The sequence below is a fragment of the Kitasatospora sp. NPDC058162 genome, assembly GCF_042884005.1.
In the GTDB taxonomy this organism is placed as follows: Bacteria; Actinomycetota; Actinomycetes; order Streptomycetales; family Streptomycetaceae; genus Kitasatospora.
Map to the genome: position 1 here is coordinate 90,454 of NZ_JBHVUS010000001.1, position 15,874 is coordinate 106,327.

14 protein-coding genes and 1 pseudogene are annotated in these 15,874 nt (G+C 73.2%); 12 read left to right on the forward strand and 3 right to left on the reverse strand.

Annotated features, from left to right (window positions below; genetic code table 11):
• The first annotated feature begins 174 nt into the window (after positions 1 to 174).
• The 12 genes from ACFVXG_RS00360 to ACFVXG_RS00415 all read left to right on the forward strand — a co-directional run bounded on the left by ACFVXG_RS00360 (position 175) and on the right by ACFVXG_RS00415 (position 13,426).
• Complete coding sequence (locus ACFVXG_RS00360; protein ID WP_387922818.1) at positions 175 to 2,109, forward strand: RiPP maturation radical SAM C-methyltransferase; 1,935 nt, start codon at positions 175 to 177, stop codon at positions 2,107 to 2,109.
• The gene (locus ACFVXG_RS00365; RefSeq protein ID WP_387922820.1) at positions 2,090 to 2,773 is read left to right on the forward strand and encodes a DUF5825 family protein; all 684 of its coding nucleotides are present in this window, start codon (positions 2,090 to 2,092) and stop codon (positions 2,771 to 2,773) included. Before ACFVXG_RS00360 ends, ACFVXG_RS00365 begins: the two co-directional genes overlap by 20 nt.
• A gap of 67 nt (positions 2,774 to 2,840) precedes the next feature.
• Positions 2,841 to 4,040 (forward strand): cytochrome P450, encoded by a 1,200-nt coding sequence (locus tag ACFVXG_RS00370; protein WP_387922822.1) that lies wholly within the window; start codon positions 2,841 to 2,843, stop codon positions 4,038 to 4,040.
• Between the two features lie 76 nt (positions 4,041 to 4,116).
• Entirely contained in the window at positions 4,117 to 5,334 is a 1,218-nt protein-coding gene (locus tag ACFVXG_RS00375) for an MFS transporter (protein ID WP_387922824.1), read from the forward strand.
• Between the two features lie 346 nt (positions 5,335 to 5,680).
• Positions 5,681 to 6,613, forward strand: a complete 933-nt coding sequence (locus tag ACFVXG_RS00380; protein ID WP_387922826.1) for an ABC transporter substrate-binding protein — start codon at positions 5,681 to 5,683, stop codon at positions 6,611 to 6,613.
• Positions 6,614 to 6,671: 58 nt separating this feature from the next.
• On the forward strand, positions 6,672 to 7,511 hold the full coding sequence (locus ACFVXG_RS00385; RefSeq protein WP_387922828.1) for an amino acid ABC transporter permease: 840 nt from the start codon (positions 6,672 to 6,674) through the stop codon (positions 7,509 to 7,511).
• On the forward strand, positions 7,504 to 8,295 hold the full coding sequence (locus tag ACFVXG_RS00390; RefSeq protein ID WP_387922830.1) for an amino acid ABC transporter ATP-binding protein: 792 nt from the start codon (positions 7,504 to 7,506) through the stop codon (positions 8,293 to 8,295). The genes ACFVXG_RS00385 and ACFVXG_RS00390 overlap by 8 nt, the downstream gene beginning before the upstream one ends.
• A gap of 93 nt (positions 8,296 to 8,388) precedes the next feature.
• A complete protein-coding gene (locus ACFVXG_RS00395) occupies positions 8,389 to 9,603 on the forward strand; it encodes a saccharopine dehydrogenase family protein (protein ID WP_387922832.1) in 1,215 nt (404 codons plus the stop codon).
• Between the two features lie 101 nt (positions 9,604 to 9,704).
• The gene (locus ACFVXG_RS00400; protein WP_387922834.1) at positions 9,705 to 10,823 is read left to right on the forward strand and encodes a low temperature requirement protein A; all 1,119 of its coding nucleotides are present in this window, start codon (positions 9,705 to 9,707) and stop codon (positions 10,821 to 10,823) included.
• Between the two features lie 127 nt (positions 10,824 to 10,950).
• Positions 10,951 to 11,418, forward strand: a complete 468-nt coding sequence (locus tag ACFVXG_RS00405) for a nuclear transport factor 2 family protein (protein WP_387922836.1) — start codon at positions 10,951 to 10,953, stop codon at positions 11,416 to 11,418.
• Positions 11,419 to 12,086: 668 nt separating this feature from the next.
• Positions 12,087 to 12,497 (forward strand): BlaI/MecI/CopY family transcriptional regulator, encoded by a 411-nt coding sequence (locus ACFVXG_RS00410; protein ID WP_387923837.1) that lies wholly within the window; start codon positions 12,087 to 12,089, stop codon positions 12,495 to 12,497.
• Positions 12,494 to 13,426, forward strand: coding sequence for a M56 family metallopeptidase (locus ACFVXG_RS00415; RefSeq protein ID WP_387922838.1), 933 nt, complete (start codon positions 12,494 to 12,496; stop codon positions 13,424 to 13,426). Before ACFVXG_RS00410 ends, ACFVXG_RS00415 begins: the two co-directional genes overlap by 4 nt.
• Before the next feature lie 16 nt (positions 13,427 to 13,442).
• On the opposite strand, the gene ACFVXG_RS00420 is transcribed toward ACFVXG_RS00415, so the two are convergent.
• The 3 genes and pseudogenes from ACFVXG_RS00420 to ACFVXG_RS00430 form a co-directional block, all read right to left on the reverse strand.
• On the reverse strand, positions 13,443 to 13,883 hold the full coding sequence (locus ACFVXG_RS00420) for a VOC family protein (protein WP_387922840.1): 441 nt from the start codon (positions 13,881 to 13,883) through the stop codon (positions 13,443 to 13,445).
• 30 nt (positions 13,884 to 13,913) lie between these two features.
• Complete coding sequence (locus ACFVXG_RS00425; RefSeq protein WP_387922842.1) at positions 13,914 to 14,336, reverse strand: hypothetical protein; 423 nt, start codon at positions 14,334 to 14,336, stop codon at positions 13,914 to 13,916.
• A 148-nt stretch (positions 14,337 to 14,484) separates the two neighbouring features.
• Positions 14,485 to 15,874, reverse strand: a pseudogene (locus tag ACFVXG_RS00430) (hypothetical protein); the annotation flags it as partial.

Below are 15,874 nucleotides of genomic sequence, written 5' to 3' on the forward strand. Positions count from 1 at the left end.
CCGGCCACCCCCTTGATATACACTCCATAAATCGGGGGCTGGGTCTTTTGTTTATACGCGACCGACCCACGGCCATGTCCCCCCGGGTCGCTCGGGGGCGCCCGGGGGCCCCCGGCGCGACACCCCACCGAACACCGACCCATCGAACGCCGACGACCGACAGAAGTGGCCATCATGCGTATCGTCCTCCTCCACATGCCGTGGGGCGCGATCGACGTACCGTCGCTGGCGCTCGGGATCCTGCACACGGCCGCCGCACGGGCCGGCCACCGGGTCGAAGTCCGGTACGCCAACCTGGACTTCGTGGACTGGGCGGCCGAGACTGCGGGCTTCGGCGCGGACGACTACCAGTACTTCGCCGAGAAGTCCTACTTCCAGGGCGCGGGCGACTGGGCGTTCGCCGGAGCCCTGTACGGCGACGACGGCGTTGATCACGACGGCGACGGCGACGGCGCTCACGGCAGTGCCTGCGACGCCGATTTCGCGAGCTACTTCGAGTACCTCGCCGCCAACGGCGCGAGCGAGCGGGAGATCGCCCTGACCCGGGCCGTCCGCGCCATCGCCCCCGCCTTCATCGCCCGGCTGGTCGAGGAACTCGCCGCCGATCCACCGGACTTGGTCGGCTTCACCACCACCTTCCAGCAGAACACCGCGAGCCTCGCCGCTGCGCGACTGCTCAAACAGCGCTGCCCGCAGGTCCGCACGGTGTTCGGCGGCGCGAACTGCGACGGCCCGCAGGGCGCCGCGCTGCACCGCAACTTCCCCTTCCTGGACTACGTGGTGCGCGGGGAGGGCGAGGCCGCCTTCCCCGCGCTCCTGGCGGGCGGCGACCTCTCCGCCGTCCCCGGACTGTGCTGGCGCGACGACTCCGGCACCTCGACGGCCAACGCGATGGCGCGGCGTCCGCTGCCGCCCGCCGCGATCCTGAGGCCCCGCTACGACGGCTTCTTCGAGCGGCTCGACGCCTCCGTCGCGGCCGGCTGGGTCGATCCCAAGCTGGTCCTCGAGGGCTCCCGGGGCTGCTGGTGGGGCGAGAAGCACCACTGCACCTTCTGCGGGCTGAACGGGTCCTCGATGGAGTTCCGCTCCAAACCGCCGGCGGACTTCCTCGCCGAGGTGCTCGAACTCGTGGAGCGCCACCGGCTGTTGGACGTCTACGTGGTCGACAACATCCTGGACATGGGCTACTTCGACACCGTCCTGAGGTCGCTCGCCGAACTCCCGGTCGACCTGCGGCTGCACTTCGAGATCAAGGCCAACCTGCGCCGCCACCAGTTCCAGCTGCTCGGCGACTCGGGCGCGGCCCAGGTGCAGCCCGGCATCGAGAGCCTGAGCACCCGGGTCCTGCGGATCATGGACAAGGGGGTGACGGGCTGCCAGAACGTCCGCGCGCTGCGGGACGCGCAGAGCGCCGGGGTCTCGGTGACCTGGAACTACCTCTACGGCTTCCCCGGCGAGCAGCCGGCCGACTACGAGTCGGTGATCCGCCAACTGCCCGTGCTGCACCACCTGGACCCGCCGATCGGAGCGGGACGGATCGCGATCGAGCGCTTCAGCCCGTACTTCGACCGCCCCGAGCTGGGCTTCGCGATCACCCGGCCGGCCTTCCAGTACCGCGCGACCTACCGCCTGCCGGAAAGCGAACTCGCCGAACTGGCCTACGTGTTCACCGCGCCGCCGCGCGGGATCGACGGCGGCCTCGCGGAGCGGCTGAGCGCGGCGGTGGACACCTGGCTCGAGCGGTTCCCCGACAGCCGGCTCAGCTACCGCGACGCCGGCGGCCGGATCACGCTGGTCAACACCCGCCCCGGGTGCGACTGGCGGGCGGTCGAGCTGGCCGATCCGGTGGAGCTCGCCGTCTTCCGGCTGCTGGCCCAGCCCCGCTCGGCCGCCGTGCTGGCCGCCAAGGTCCCCGGCGGCGCGGCGGCAGTCGAGCCGGTGCTGGAGCGTTTCACCGCGCTGGGCCTGCTGTTCCACGACGGGGACGGCTTCCTCCAGGTCGCCGTCGAGTCCGACAACCAGGTGCTGATGCGGATGCGGCACCGGCACGGCCCCGCCGCCGCCCGTCCGCGCGCCGAGGAGGTGCTCGATGCCGTCACGACCGGCTGAACGGACCGGGGGGCACGGCGCCGCCGCCTGGCGCGCGGCCGCTCCGGAGGCCGAGCTCTGGCTCGACTACGACCCCGTCGCACGGGACTTGCCGGGCTTCGCGCTCGGCCGCCGCACCCTGTCCGGCCCGGCGCGGGCGGAGGTCACCGAGCTGCACGGGGCCGGGGTGCGCTGCCTGCGGCTGACCGAGCCGGTGCGGCTCTGCGCGGACGCGCCGGCGGCCTCCGCGCGGGCGCTGATGCTGCTGCGCGAGGCGACCGGGCAGGGCCTGGCCGTGCTCTGGGAGGCGGTCTGCACGGACGGCTGCGCGGCGCAGCGCCGGTTCAACCACCTGTACCCGCCCGCGCAGTTGACCGGAGCCCCGCAAGACGTCGCCGACGACTGGCGTGCCGCGTACTTCCCGAGCAAGTGCGTCTTCCGGCGCGGCCCCGGCTTCGTCGAGGTGCGCGACCGCCGGTTCGGGACCCTGGAGCTGTTCACCATCGACGAGCCGGACCACCTGGCCCAGGTGGAGGCACTGGCCGAGGGCGTCGAGGTCGGCCTGCTGCCGGACGCCGTCCACCGGGACTTCGCCGACGCCGGGCTGATCGCCGAACAGGCCGGCCGGGCGTGGTTCCTGCCCATGCGGGTGCGCCGCTGGCCGTTCCCGTCGCTGACGGTCTAGCTGGCGGTCCAGCCCCGCAGCCCCCTTGCCGCGGAGCCGCGGAGATTTCGAGCCCGAGGAGAGATTCATGAGCACCGCGGTCGACGACTCCGCCGCGCGGATGTCCGCCTTCATCCGCGACCCCTACCCCACGCTCGCCCGGATCCGGGAGGCCGGCGCGGTCTCCGCCGTGGAGTTCGGCGAGGGCCTGCCGGTCTACCTGGTGACGCGCTACCAGGACGTCCGGGCCGCACTGACGGACCCGCGCTTCGGGCAGGACGTCCGCCGCAGCCAGGCCATCGCGAGCGGGCGGGGCGCCGGCCTGACGCTGGGCTCGGAGGTCGTCCACATGCTCAACAGCGACCCGCCGGACCACACCCGGCTGCGCCGGCTGATCCAGGGCGTCTTCACCCGCCGGCGGGTCGACCTGATGCGACCGCTGGTCGAGCGCATCGCCGGCGGCCTGCTGGACGGGCTGCGCGGGCGGGAGTCCGCCGACCTGGTCACGGACTTCGCCTTCCCGCTGCCGATCATGATCATCTGCGAGCTGCTGGGCTTCCCCCCGGAGGACATGCAGTCCTTCCGGGCCTGGTCGACGGCGATCCTCACCCAGGGCGGCGATCTGACGTTCCATCAGGCAATCGCCGAACTGAACGACTACCTGCGGGAGTTGATGACGGCCCGGCGGGCGGCACCGAGCACGGACATCCTGACCGACCTGGTGCAGGCCCGTGACGCCGGTGAACTCACCGAGCAGGAAGTCTTCTCGATGGTCTTCCTGCTGCTGATCGGCGGTCACGAGACCACCGTCAACCTCCTCGGCACCGCCGTCCTGGCGCTGCTCCACCACCCCGACCAGCTCGCCTGGTTGCGCGCCAACCCGGCGGCGATGCCGGTCGCGATCGACGAGTTCCTGCGCTACGAGTCCCCGGTGAGCATGGCCACGCTGCGCTTCACCAAGGCCGACGTGATGGTCGACGACGTGGAGATCCCGGCGGACGAACTGGTGCTGCTCTCGCTCGGCGCGGCCAATCGGGACCCGGCCCGCTTCACCGACCCCGACCGGCTGATCCTGGACCGCGGCGATCCGGGCCACCTGGCCTTCGGACAGGGCCTGCACCGGTGCCTCGGCTCCTTCCTCGGCAAGCTGGAGAGCGAGGTCGCGCTGACCGGCCTGCTGGAGCGCTTCCCCCGGATCGAGCTGGCCGCCGCCGAGGAGACCCTTCCCTGGCGCAACACGATCATGCTGCGCGGCCTGGAGTCGCTGCCGGTCTCACTCGATGGCTAGCCGCGCGGGAACGGACGACACGGGGACGGGCAACGCGGGAACAGGCAACGCTGAAACCGCCCGCACAGCAAGGCTGTTGCGCTTCCGCCCCCGATTCGGCGTCGCACCCCTGCGCGCCCGCGGCTTCCGGCTGCTGGTGATCGGGCAGGCCACCTCGGAGTTCGGCAACGCGTTCCAGGTGGTCGCCCTGCCGCTGCTGGTCTACTCCCTCGCCGGAGGCGCCCGCCAGTTGAGCCTGGTGGTCGCCGCCTACGGCGCGGGACGCCTGGCCGCCACCCCGCTCGGCGGGATGCTCGCCGACCGGTTCGGCGCCCGGCGGGTGATGCTGTCCGCCGACCTCGGCCGGCTGCTCGCCACCGCCGGGCTGTGCGCGGTCGCCGCGAGCGGGACGGCGGACTTCTGGCTGATCGGCGGACTCGCGCTGCTGGTCGGCCTCGGAGCGGGGGTGTTCCTCCCTGCCGCCTGGGCGATCACCCCGACCCTGCTGCCCGCCGAGGACCTGCACGCGGGCAACGCGCTGAACAGTACGGTCACCTTCGGCGCCGGTCTGCTCGGTCCGGCACTGGCCGGCCCGCTGGTCGCCTGGCTGAACCCGGCCGTCGCACTGGGCCTGGATGCGGCGACCTTCGCCGTGTCGGCGGTGACGCTGCTGCTGATCGGTCGCGGCAGCCCGGTCGCCCCACCCGGCCCGATCTCCGAACGCGCCTCCGTGCCGCGGAACTTCCGTGCCCTGCTGCGGGATTCGCCGCTGCTGCGCGCGGTGCTGACGGTGACGGTGATCGCGAACCTGACGGTGGGCGGCGCCACCCGGGTCGCCCTGCCGACCCTGGCCACCCACGGCTTCGCCGCGGGCGCCGTCGGACTGGGCGTGCTGCTGGCCGCCTTCACCGGCGGTGCGCTGGTCGGCGGCCTGTTCGCGGCCGGCCTCACCGACCTGCGCTCGCGCGGGCGCACGGCGATGCTCTCCGGCCTGGTGATGGGCGCGGCGATCGGTCTGGTGCCGTTCACCGGCCTGGTCGGCGCCGTGCTGCTGCTCTGCCTGGCCGGCGGTGCCAGCACGGTGACCAACGTCCTGGTCGTCACCGGCGTGCAGAAGAGCACCCCGCCCGCGCTGCTGGCCCGGGTCATGGCGGCCATCACCTTCTGCGGGCTGGGGGTCTTCCCGCTCTCGGTGATCGCGGCCGGCGCGGCGGTGGACGCCTTCGGGAGCCGGGCGGTGTTCGCGACGACCGGGCTCTGCCTGACGGGCGCGTTCGGGTACGCACTGACCAGGCGCGTGATCCGCGAGCTGTGAGGCCGCCGCCCGCGCCCCGGCCGCCGGGGTCATGCGGACGATTTGACTCCGCCGATGATCACCACGCATAGTGCCCGCATGGCTGGATACCTCGTTTCGCGCAGGTACATCGACCTGCGCCGTGTGACGGCGATGAGCTGTCGCCCCAGCTGCTGACGCACGCCCTTTTTCGGCTCTGACGCCGGGCGCCTGCCTCCCTCTTCGCTTTCTTCCCGCCCTTTCCGCCTGTCCTCCTCCGCGGCCGTAGCGATCCCTACGGCCGTGCGCCGCCGTGCCCCGATCCCGGTCCCCGCATGCCTCGGACCGGCCGACCGGCCGGACGGCCGCGCCTCCCTTCACCATCACCATGTCTGGAGCCTCCATGGGCCCGCGCCGGGTTCTCGTCACCACCCTCGCCGTTCTCGCCTCCCTGGCCTCGCTCACCGCCTGCGGCGGCACCTCCTCGTCGGCGAAGTCCGCCGACAATCCGTACCAGTTGTCCGTTCCGGGGACGATACGCGTCGGCACCCTCTCGGACGCGCCGCCGAACGTGTACCTCAAGGACGGCAAGTTCACCGGCTTCGACAACGACCTGCTCACCGCCGTCGCCGCCAAGGCCGGCCTCAAGGTGGAGTTCGCGGCGACGGACTTCTCCTCCCTGCTGTCGCAGGTCGCCAACCGCAAGTTCGACGTGGGCAGTTCGTCCATCACCGTGACCGAGGCCCGCAAGAAGACGGTGGCCTTCACCAACGGCTACGACTTCGGCTACTTCGGCTTGGACGTCCCCGCCGGTTCGTCGGTCACCGGCTTCGACCAGCTCACCGGCAAGCGCGTCGTGGTCGTCCAGGGGACCGTCCAGGACGACTACGCCACCAAGAACAACCTCAACCCGGTGCGCGTGCCCGACTACAACGGCGCGCTGAACCAGCTCAAGGCCGGGACCGCGGAGGCCTGGATCTCGCCCGCGGAGATCGGCGAGAAGAGCGCCCAGGACAGCGGCGGCAAGGTGGTCCTCGCCCAGAAGCAGCTCAGCTCCGCGCCGACCGCCTTCGCCGTCGCCAAGGACCGCCCCGAGCTGCGGGCCGCACTGGACAAGGCACTTGACGCGGTGATCGCGGACGGCACCTGGACCCGCCTCCAGGAGCAGTACTACCCGGGCCGCCCGGTGCCGGACGGCTTCAAGCCCGGCACCGGCTCGGTCGCCTACCCGCCCGTGCAGGCCGCGGCCCCGACCACCGCCGCACCGACCACGGCGGCCCCGACCCCGGCGGCACCGGCCGGCGCGTCCGCGACTCCCTGACCCGCCACCCCACCGCCCCACCACCCCACCCACCGAATCGGACGACAAGGAGGCCGACGTGGACCAGCTGGGCACGCTGGCGGAGACGTTCTTCGACTGGGGATCGATGCGTTCCGCGATCTCCGACCTGCTCACCACCGGCGTGCCCAACACGCTGATCCTCGCGGTCACTTCGGCGGTCATCGGCACCGTGCTGGGACTGCTCCTGGCCGTGGCCGGCATCGCCCGGACCCGCTGGCTGCGCTGGCCGGCCCGCGTCTACACCGATGTGTTCCGCGGTCTCCCGGCCGCGGTCACCATCCTGCTGATCGGGGTGGGGCTGGCCCCGCAGGGGATGGAGATCTGGGGACCGGACCCCTACCCGCTGGGGGTCCTCGCGCTGTCCCTGATCGCCGCCGCCTACTTCGGCGAGATCTTCCGCTCCGGGATCCAGAGCGTGGAGGCGGGCCAGTTCGAGGCGGCGCGGGCGCTCGGCTTCTCGTACGCGGCGGCGATGCGGCTGATCATCGTCCCGCTCGGCGTCCGGCGGGTGCTGCCGGCCTGGGTGAACCAGCTCATCGCGCTGATCAAGGACTCCAGCCTGATCTACTTCCTCGGGCTGACGGCCGAACAGCGCGACCTGTTCCGGATCGGCCAGGACTCCGCCGCCACCACCGGCAACGAGTCCGCGCTGGTGCTCGCCGGCCTGTTCTACCTCCTCCTCACCGTGCCGCTGACGCACCTGGTCAACGTGATCGACCGGCGGCTCCGCCACGGGCGCGACGCCAGGAACGGGGGCGAGGGCGGCGAGCCGACTTCCGGCACCTCCGACACCTCCGGCACCTCCGCCCCCTCCGTCCCCGAGGTGTCGCCCGTCCCCGGACCCACCCCCGTACCCGAAGGAGCGGCACGTGCCTGACCACCGCCCCACCGCCACCTCCACGACCGCCACCGCCCCTCGCACCGGCACGCCGTTCTCCCCGGTCAGCCTGGCGACCCGCGACCTCCACCTCTCCCTGGGCGGCACCCCGATCCTGCGCGGGGTGGACCTCGACGTCCCCGAGGGACACACCCTCTCCGTGATCGGCCCCTCCGGCTCCGGCAAGTCCACGCTGCTGCGCACGATCAACCGCCTGCTGGAGCCCGATCGCGGCGACATCCTGCTGGACGGCGAGAGCGTCCTGCGCCGCGATCCCGACCTGCTGCGCCGACAGGTCGGCATGGTGTTCCAGCAGTTCAACCTCTTCCCGCACCTGAGCGTCCTGCGCAACCTCACCCTCCCGCTCCGCAAGCTCCGGGGCCTCTCCCAGGAGGAGGCGGCCGAGACGGCCCTCCGGCAGCTCGACCTCGTCGGGCTGCGGCACAAGGCCGACGTGCGCCCCGCGCGGCTGTCCGGCGGACAGCAGCAGCGCGTGGCGATCGCCCGCGCCCTGGCCATGGAGCCCCGGGTGATGCTGTTCGACGAGGCGACCTCCGCACTGGACCCCGAACTCGTCAAGGGCGTGCTGTCGTTGATGGCCGACCTCGGCCGCGAGGGCATGACCATGGTGGTCGTCACCCACGAGATGGGCTTCGCCCGCTCGGTCTCCGACACCGTCGCCTTCATGGACGGCGGGGTGGTGGTTGAGTCCGGCCCGCCCGGGGCGGTCTTCGACGCACCCGGGAGCGCACGGCTGCGGCAGTTCCTGGCGGACGTGCTCTGACCCGGAGCGCCCTGCCCGGCGCCGTTGTTGACAGTGCCACGTCGGACTCCTAGCGTGGCGCAGTCGCCGATTACCCGCGAGTAGGGACTGTTGATGGCCGAGCCCCGCCCGTACGACCTCGTCCTGTTCGGTGCCACCGGGTTCACCGGCGGGCTCACCGCCGAGTACCTGGCCCGGGCCGCGCCCGAGGGCTGCCGCTGGGCGCTCGCCGGGCGGGACGAGCACCGGCTCGCCGCCGTCCGGGCCGGGCTGGCCCGGATCGACCCGCGCTGCGCCGACCTCCCGCTGCTGGTGGCCGACGCCGCGGACCACCGGGCGCTGCGCGAGGTCGCCGCCTCGGCCCGGGTGGTGGTGTCCACCGTCGGCCCGTACCTGCGGCACGGCGAGCCGCTGGTGGCGGCCTGCGCGGACACCGGCACCGACTACGTGGACCTCACCGGCGAGCCGGAGTTCGTCGACCGGATGTACCTCCGGTACCACGAGCGGGCGTCGGCCACCGGCGCCCGACTGGTGCACGCCTGCGGCTTCGACTCGGTGCCGCACGACCTCGGCGTGCTGTTCGCCGTCGAGGAGCTGGTGCACCGCGGCGGCCCGGTGGCCCGGCTCTCGGTCGAGGGCTTCGTCCGCGTCGGCGGCACCGTCTCCGGCGGCACCTTCGCCTCGGCGCTGACGGCCTTCTCCCGGCCGCGGGCGATGGCCCGGGCCGCCCGGGCGCGCCGCGCGGTCGAACCCCGGCCGAAGGGACGGCTGGTCCGCACCCCGGTCGGCCGCCCGCACCACTCCCGGGCGGCCCGCGCCTGGGCCGTGCCGATGCCCACGATCGACCCGCAGGTGGTCTCCCGCTCGGCCGCCGCCCTGGACGCGTACGGCCCGGACTTCGGCTACGCCCACTACGCGGCGGTGCGCCGGCTGCCGGTCGCCCTCGGCGGAGTCGCCACCGTGGCCGCTCTCGCCCTCGCCGCCCAACTGCCGCTGCTGCGACGCACCTTGGGGCGCCTGCGCAAGCCCGGCGACGGCCCGGGCCCGGAGCAGCGGGCCCGCTCCTGGTTCACCGTCCGCTTCGCCGCCCGGGCCCAGGACGGCCGGGCCCTCCTCACCGAGGTGTCCGGCGGCGATCCCGGCTACCAGGAGACCGCGAAGATGCTCGCCGAGTCGGCACTCTGCCTGGCCTACGACGACCTGCCGCCGCTGGCAGGCCAGTTGACCACCGCCGTGGCGATGGGCCGACCGCTGATCGACCGACTGGTCGCGGCGGGCATCTCCTTCCGGGTGCTGGACACCCCGCCGCGGACCGCCCCCGGCCGGTAGCGCCCTCGCCGCCGACCTCGACACGCGGCACGACCCCGACACGCGGCGCGGCACGGCGTCAGCCGCGGCCGCGTCGGTGCCGCGCTGCGACAATCGCGACCGTGACCGCAGCCGACGAGACAGCCACGCCGGGCGCCGCGGAGTCCGTCCGCCCGCTGGAACTCTTCTTCGACCTGGTCTTCGTCTTCACGATCACCCAGGTCGCCTCGATCCTCACCGCCGCACCCACCCTGTCGAACCTGGGCCGGGTGGCCGTGCTGCTGGTGATCATCTGGTGGATGTACTCCGGCTACGCCTGGCTGACCAACGCGCTCGACCTCGACCGCACCGGCCCCCGGCTGCTCGTGCTGACCGGCGCGGCGGGGTTCTTCCTGATGTCGATGAGCGTCCCGAAGGCGACCGGGCCGGGCCCCTGGGCCCTGATCCTCGGCGCCGGGTACCTCCTGGTCGTGACGGTCCACCTGCTCGGATTCATCGGTACGTCAGGGCACCGCGGCATCCTGCGCATCGGACCGCTGAACCTGGCCAGCGCCCTGGTGGTGCTGGCCGCGGGGGCGGTGCCGCCGCACGCGCGGCCGTGGCTCTGGGCGCTGGCCGCCGCGATGGAGGCGTTGACGCCGCTGGTCAGCGGGGGCGGCGAGTTCGCGGTCGGGGCCGGGCACTTCGTGGAGCGGCACGGCCTCGCCGTCCTCATCGTGCTCGGCGAGTCGATCACCGAGGTCGGCGCCGCCACCTCGCGCGGCGACAGCGTGACGACCTCCGTCGTGGGCGCCCTGCTGGCGCTGGTGCTGAGCGCCGAGATGTGGTGGCTCTACTTCGGCCGTGAGGAGCGCGAGAGCGAGGCCCGGCTGGACCGGGTCCCGGCCCGACGCCGACCGCGCGTCGCCGTCTACTCCTTCGGCTACGCCTATTACGTGGTCATCCTCGGGATCGTGGTCGCGGCGGTCGGGATGGAGAAGGCCATCGACGCGTTCCACCACCCCTCCCACCACCTCAGCGCCCTGCTGCTGCCGCTCGGCATCTCCCTCTACCTGTTCGGCCTCGCCTGGTTCCACCGCACCCTCGCGGGCAGCTGGCCCCCGGCCCGGCTCACGGCCGCGCTCGCCGCCGCCGCACTCGTCACCCCCGCGGCGGCATGGAGCAGCGGCGCCACCGCGCTCGCGGTGGCAGCCCTGGTACTGCTCGCCCTGATCCTGTGGGAGGGCCGCCGGGTTCGCTGAGGGGCGCCCCGCGTGGAGGCCGACACATGGGACCCGACCGGCCCGCCCGCGGAGATCCGGCAGCGGTTGAGCGGCCCTGCCACCGGTGTTGTCATGTGAGTGCCCCACACCTCACGAGGGAGTCACCGTGTCCGCCCACGATCCGATCCCACCCGGCGAGGCCGCCGACCGGCTCGCCATCCGCGAGCTCATCGACGCCTACGCCCACTGCGCCGACCGCCGGGACGCCCAGGGCCAGATGGCGCTGTTCACCGAGGACAGCCGCTTCCTGGTGTTCATGGACGCCACCGCGCCCGAGCCCACCCAGGAGCTGCACGGCCGCGAAGCCCTCGCCCCGGTCTTCGACAACCTGAACACCTACCGGGCCACCACCCACTTCAACGGCCAGAGCACGGTGACCCTGGACGGCGACCGCGCGAGTGGCGAGAGCTACTGCCTGGCCCACCACCTCTCCTACGGCGCGGACACCGAGCGCACGATCATGATCGCGTCCATCCGCTACCTGGACCGGTTCGTCAAGCGCGCCGACGGGTGGTTCTTCGCCGAACGGCGCCTGATGGTCGACTGGACCGAGACCCGCCCCAGCACTCCCTGAAACGGGACGACGGGCTTCAGCGCGCCGGAAGGGCCGGAAGGAGCGGAGGCGCCGCCCACGGCACCGGCGCACCCGCCGCCCACGGGCAGGGGTACCCGGGCGTCCGCAGGGTCCAGGTGGCCGGCGTCGCCGAGCCCGCGGCGGGTCGGGCCGCCGGTGGCGGCGTCGGGACCGGCCACGCACTGCGCGTCGCCCACTCGGCGGCCGGTGCGGCGCCGGGTGTACGGGCGGCCCGGGCGGGCGCCTGGCGGGGCGTGTGGCGGGGCGTGGTCAGGCAGGTCGCGGTGTTCATGCCGCCCTCCGAATGCCGTCGACGGTGGTTCCGGTCGCGAGCACGGACGGCCACGGGGCGCCGGGAGTTCCGCACCGCGCCTCGGCGGGAGCGTCGGCCCGGCAGCCGACCAGCCGTCCTGCTCTCCACGCTAGCGGCGGCGCAGCCGCGGATCGTGGCACCCGGGACGGAACCTGCGCCGCGGCGCGGTACCCGGGTAGTACGGCCCGACGGGACCGTGGCCCGAGGCCACACCCCCCGTCCCGGCGGTCCCGCGCGTGGGCGTGGTGCCACCGGCCCGTAAAGTTAGCTGAGGCACACCTAACCTCGGCTGGACACCCGGCCCGTTCCGGTGTGCCCGCCGGAAGCCTGCGAGGACGCGAGGACGGGAGTGGAGATGCTGGGTGGCGGTCGGAACGCCAGACGTCCGCACGGGGAGCTGGTCGCGGACGTGCTGGCGGTGCTGTGGGCGGCCGGCGAGCCGCTGACCGCCCAACAGGTCAAAGAGACCCTGAACCAGGGGCTGGCCCGCACCACCGTGGCGACGATCCTCACGCGCCTGCACGAGAAGGGCACCCTGGTCCGCACCCGCCCCGGGCGCAGCTTCGCCTACGCCCCCGTCGAGGACGCCGCCGGACTGGCCGCCGGACGGATGCGCCGGGAGCTGGAGAAGGAACCCGAGCGCGACCTGGTGCTCAAGCGGTTCGTCTCCTCCCTCTCCGAGGCCGACGAAGACGTCCTGCGCCGCCTCCTCCTCGACCCCGGCTCGGAGCTCGCCAGCAAGGCCAGGACCATGGACGGCGCATGAGCCTGGCCCTGGTACTCGTCGCCCTCGCCCTGCTGCTCCCCTGGGCCGCGGCGCCCGCGGCCCGCCGGCTGGCCGCGCTGCTCCCGCCGCGCGAGGCCTCGTTCACCCTCGCCGGCGCGGCCGTCCTGCTGGCGGGCGGCACCGTCGCGGCCCTCGCCGGTCTCTTCCACGTCCCGTTCCTGGCGGGCCTGGAGCAGGCGCCGCTGTCGCGGGTCCTCGCCCGGTGGCCCGCCGTGGCGCCGGTGTCCTGCGCCGCCGGGACGCTGCTGCTCGTCCAAGCCGTACGGCTGACGCTGCGTTGGCGGAAGCACCGCGCGCTCCTCGCCCGTACCTGGGACCTCGTCGGCGACGCGACGGGCGAGGGCGACCTGCTCGTGGTCGCGGACCGGGAGCCGGAGGCCTTCGCGCTCCCCGCCCACCGGGGGCGCCCTGGCCGGGTCGTCGTCTCGGCCGCCATGCTCGCCGCACTGGAGCCGACGGAGCGCGCGGTGCTCCTCGCCCACGAGCGCGCCCACCTGCGCGGGCGCCACCACCTGCTCGCGACCACGGCCGACCTCGCCGCCGTCGTGCACCCGGCGCTGGACCGGCTGCGCGCCGACCTCGACTACCACCTGGAGCGCTGGGCCGACGAGCGGGCCGCCCACGCGGTCGCCGACCGGCGCACCGCCGCCACCGCCATCGCCCGGGCGGCCCTGGCCGGATCGTCGCCCGCCCGCCCCACCCCGGGCCCGCTGCTGTCCGTGAACTCCGGTCCCGTACCCCGGCGCGTCCGGGCCCTGCTCGGCCCCGAACCCGCCCGCCCGACCGGCCACCGGGCGGGCACCGCCCTCGCCCTGCTCACCGCCGTCGCGACTGCGGCCCTGCTCGGCGTGGCCCTGGCCTACGGACTGCACGAGTACGTCGAACACGCCGCCCGGGCCCTGAGGTGAGCGGACTCCCTTCTCCTCAGCCCAGCTGCTCGGCCAGCCCGACGATGATCCCGCTCGGCCCCCGGAGATAGCAGAGCAGGTAGCTGTCCTCGTAGCGCGCCACCTCACCGACGAGCTCGGCCCCGTGCGGGCGGAGGCGGGCGAGGGTGTCCTCGATGTCGTCGACGGCGAACATGACGCGGTGCAGGCCCAGCGTGTTCGCCGGGGCGACCGCCGGCTCGGGGGTGACCGCCCTCGGGGCGTGGTACTTCGCCAGTTCGATCCGGCCCGGGCCCTCCGGGACCCGCAGCATCGCGATCTCGCTCCGCATGTCGTCGAGCCCGGCGACCGTCCCCGCCCAGCGCTCCTCGATCGGCATCCGGCCTTCCAGCTCCATGCCGAGTTCGGTGAAGAAGGCGATGGCCGCGTCGAGGTCCTCGATGACGATGCCGACGTTGTCCATGCGCTGAACGGCCATGTCCCCGAGGATAGGCGCCGGGACGGGCCGTCACCTGCCGGGCGGGTCCTCCAGACCGCTGATGCGGAGGGTGTCGAGGCCGACGGAGTACCAGACGTCCTGCGCCGCGCCGCCACCCCAGCGCTCGGTCAGGACGATCGTCGCGCGGCCGCCGCCGCTGCCCTCGTACCGCGTGGACCAGTCCAGCGGCACGTTCTGCGCCCGGAACACCGGGTCCGCGTCATGCTCCCGGGCCCACTCGTCCAGCTCCCGGTTCAGCTCCGCCGTGAGGTACTCGGCGCGGACCTCGGCGGGCGACTTGTCCTTGGTGTCGAGGACGGCCCGGCGGTACTCCCGGAAGAAAGTGTTCACCTGCGCCTCGGGCGTGCCGCCGGCCGCCTGCGCCGGCACGGCGGGCGCCAGGACGGCGGCACCGAGGACGGCGGCGGCGAGCGTGGTGCGCAGCTTCGACATGGATCCTCCATCGGGACGGGGCTCTTCACCCGGGAAACGATCGAGCACTCCTCCCACGACTACGCCCAGCACAGGGCGGTGGCCCGGGAAGAGGTTCCTCCCGGGCCACCGCCCTCGGCCCGTCAGGGCCGGTCCGACCGGATCATGGTCACTCGCTCACCCCGCCCGCCCGGCGCCGACGCGCCCTGACCAGGACGGTGAGCAGCACACCGAGGCCGGCCAGCGCCGCACCGGTGGCGGCATAGGGCAGCACCGCTGCACCGGTCTCCGGCAGGGGCCCAGCACCTCCGTGGCCGTGGCCACCACCATGCCCGTGTTCGTGCCCGTGCTCATGCTCGTGCTCGTGGCACTTGCCCTTCTCGCACGGCGGCGTGCACCGGGCAAGCGCGGACGACGGCGCCGTGGTCACCCGCTCGGTCCCGGCCGGGGAGTTCGGCGGCACATAGGAGGCCGTGACCGTATTGACCATGTCCTCGCTGATCAGGCTGGAGCAGTAGAACTTCCTCGACTGCCCCGCCGCCAGATCGAACGTCCCGGCCGCCACCTCGCAGGCCACCTCCTGACGGTCGGTCAAGGTGATCCCGGTCAGATCCACCGTTCCCGTGTTCGTCACCGTGATCTGCCAGAACGCCTGGCACTTGTCCGGGGCACACGGCTCCTCGGCCGCGCCACCCTTGTGCAGCGTCACCTCCTTGCCCCAAGGCCCGGCCCCGCCCTGGCCGCAATCACCGGCCTTCTCGGACTGGCAGACCTCCTTGTCGACGTTCAACGACGGGACGTTGGTACCGCTCACCTCCACACGCGCGTCGGACGGAGGCGTCGTGATCGGCTTCCCATCGGGGCCCGGGAAGGAGGCCGTGACGGTGTTCGTCGTCGCCTGCGTCACCCCGGGCAGGTTGCAGAACACCTGCTTCGACGAACCGGCAGCCAGATCGAACGTCCCCGCAGCCGTGACGCACGACGGGGTGACAGAATCCGCCAACGTAATCCCGGCGATCCGGATGGGGCCGTTGTTCGTGACGGTGATCCGCCAGTAGGCAGTCCCACCCGGTGCGACCGTGGTGCTCTTCGCCCACGGACCAGCACCACCCTCACCACAATCACCCGCGTTGGCCGACGTGCAGACCTCCTTCAGCACAGCCAGCGACGGAACATCGACACCCGCCTCCGACGGAGGCGTCGTAATCGGCTTGCCATCAGGACCCGGGAACGAAGCCGTGACCGTGTTCGTCGTCGACTGCGCCACGCCAGGCAGATTGCAGAACACCTGCTTCGACGCACCAGCAGCCAGATCGAACGTCCCGGCAGCCGTGACGCACGACGGGGTGACCGCATCGCTCAACGTCACGCCAGTGACGTTAACCGGCCCGTTGTTCGTGACCGTGATCTGCCAGTAAGCCGTTCCGCCGGGTGCGATCGTGGTGGTCTTCGCCCACGGACCGGCACCACCCTCACCGCAATCAGCCGCAGTAGTGGAGGTGCAGACCTCCTTCAGCACGGCCAGCGACGGAACATCAACACTCGCCTCCGAGGGCGGG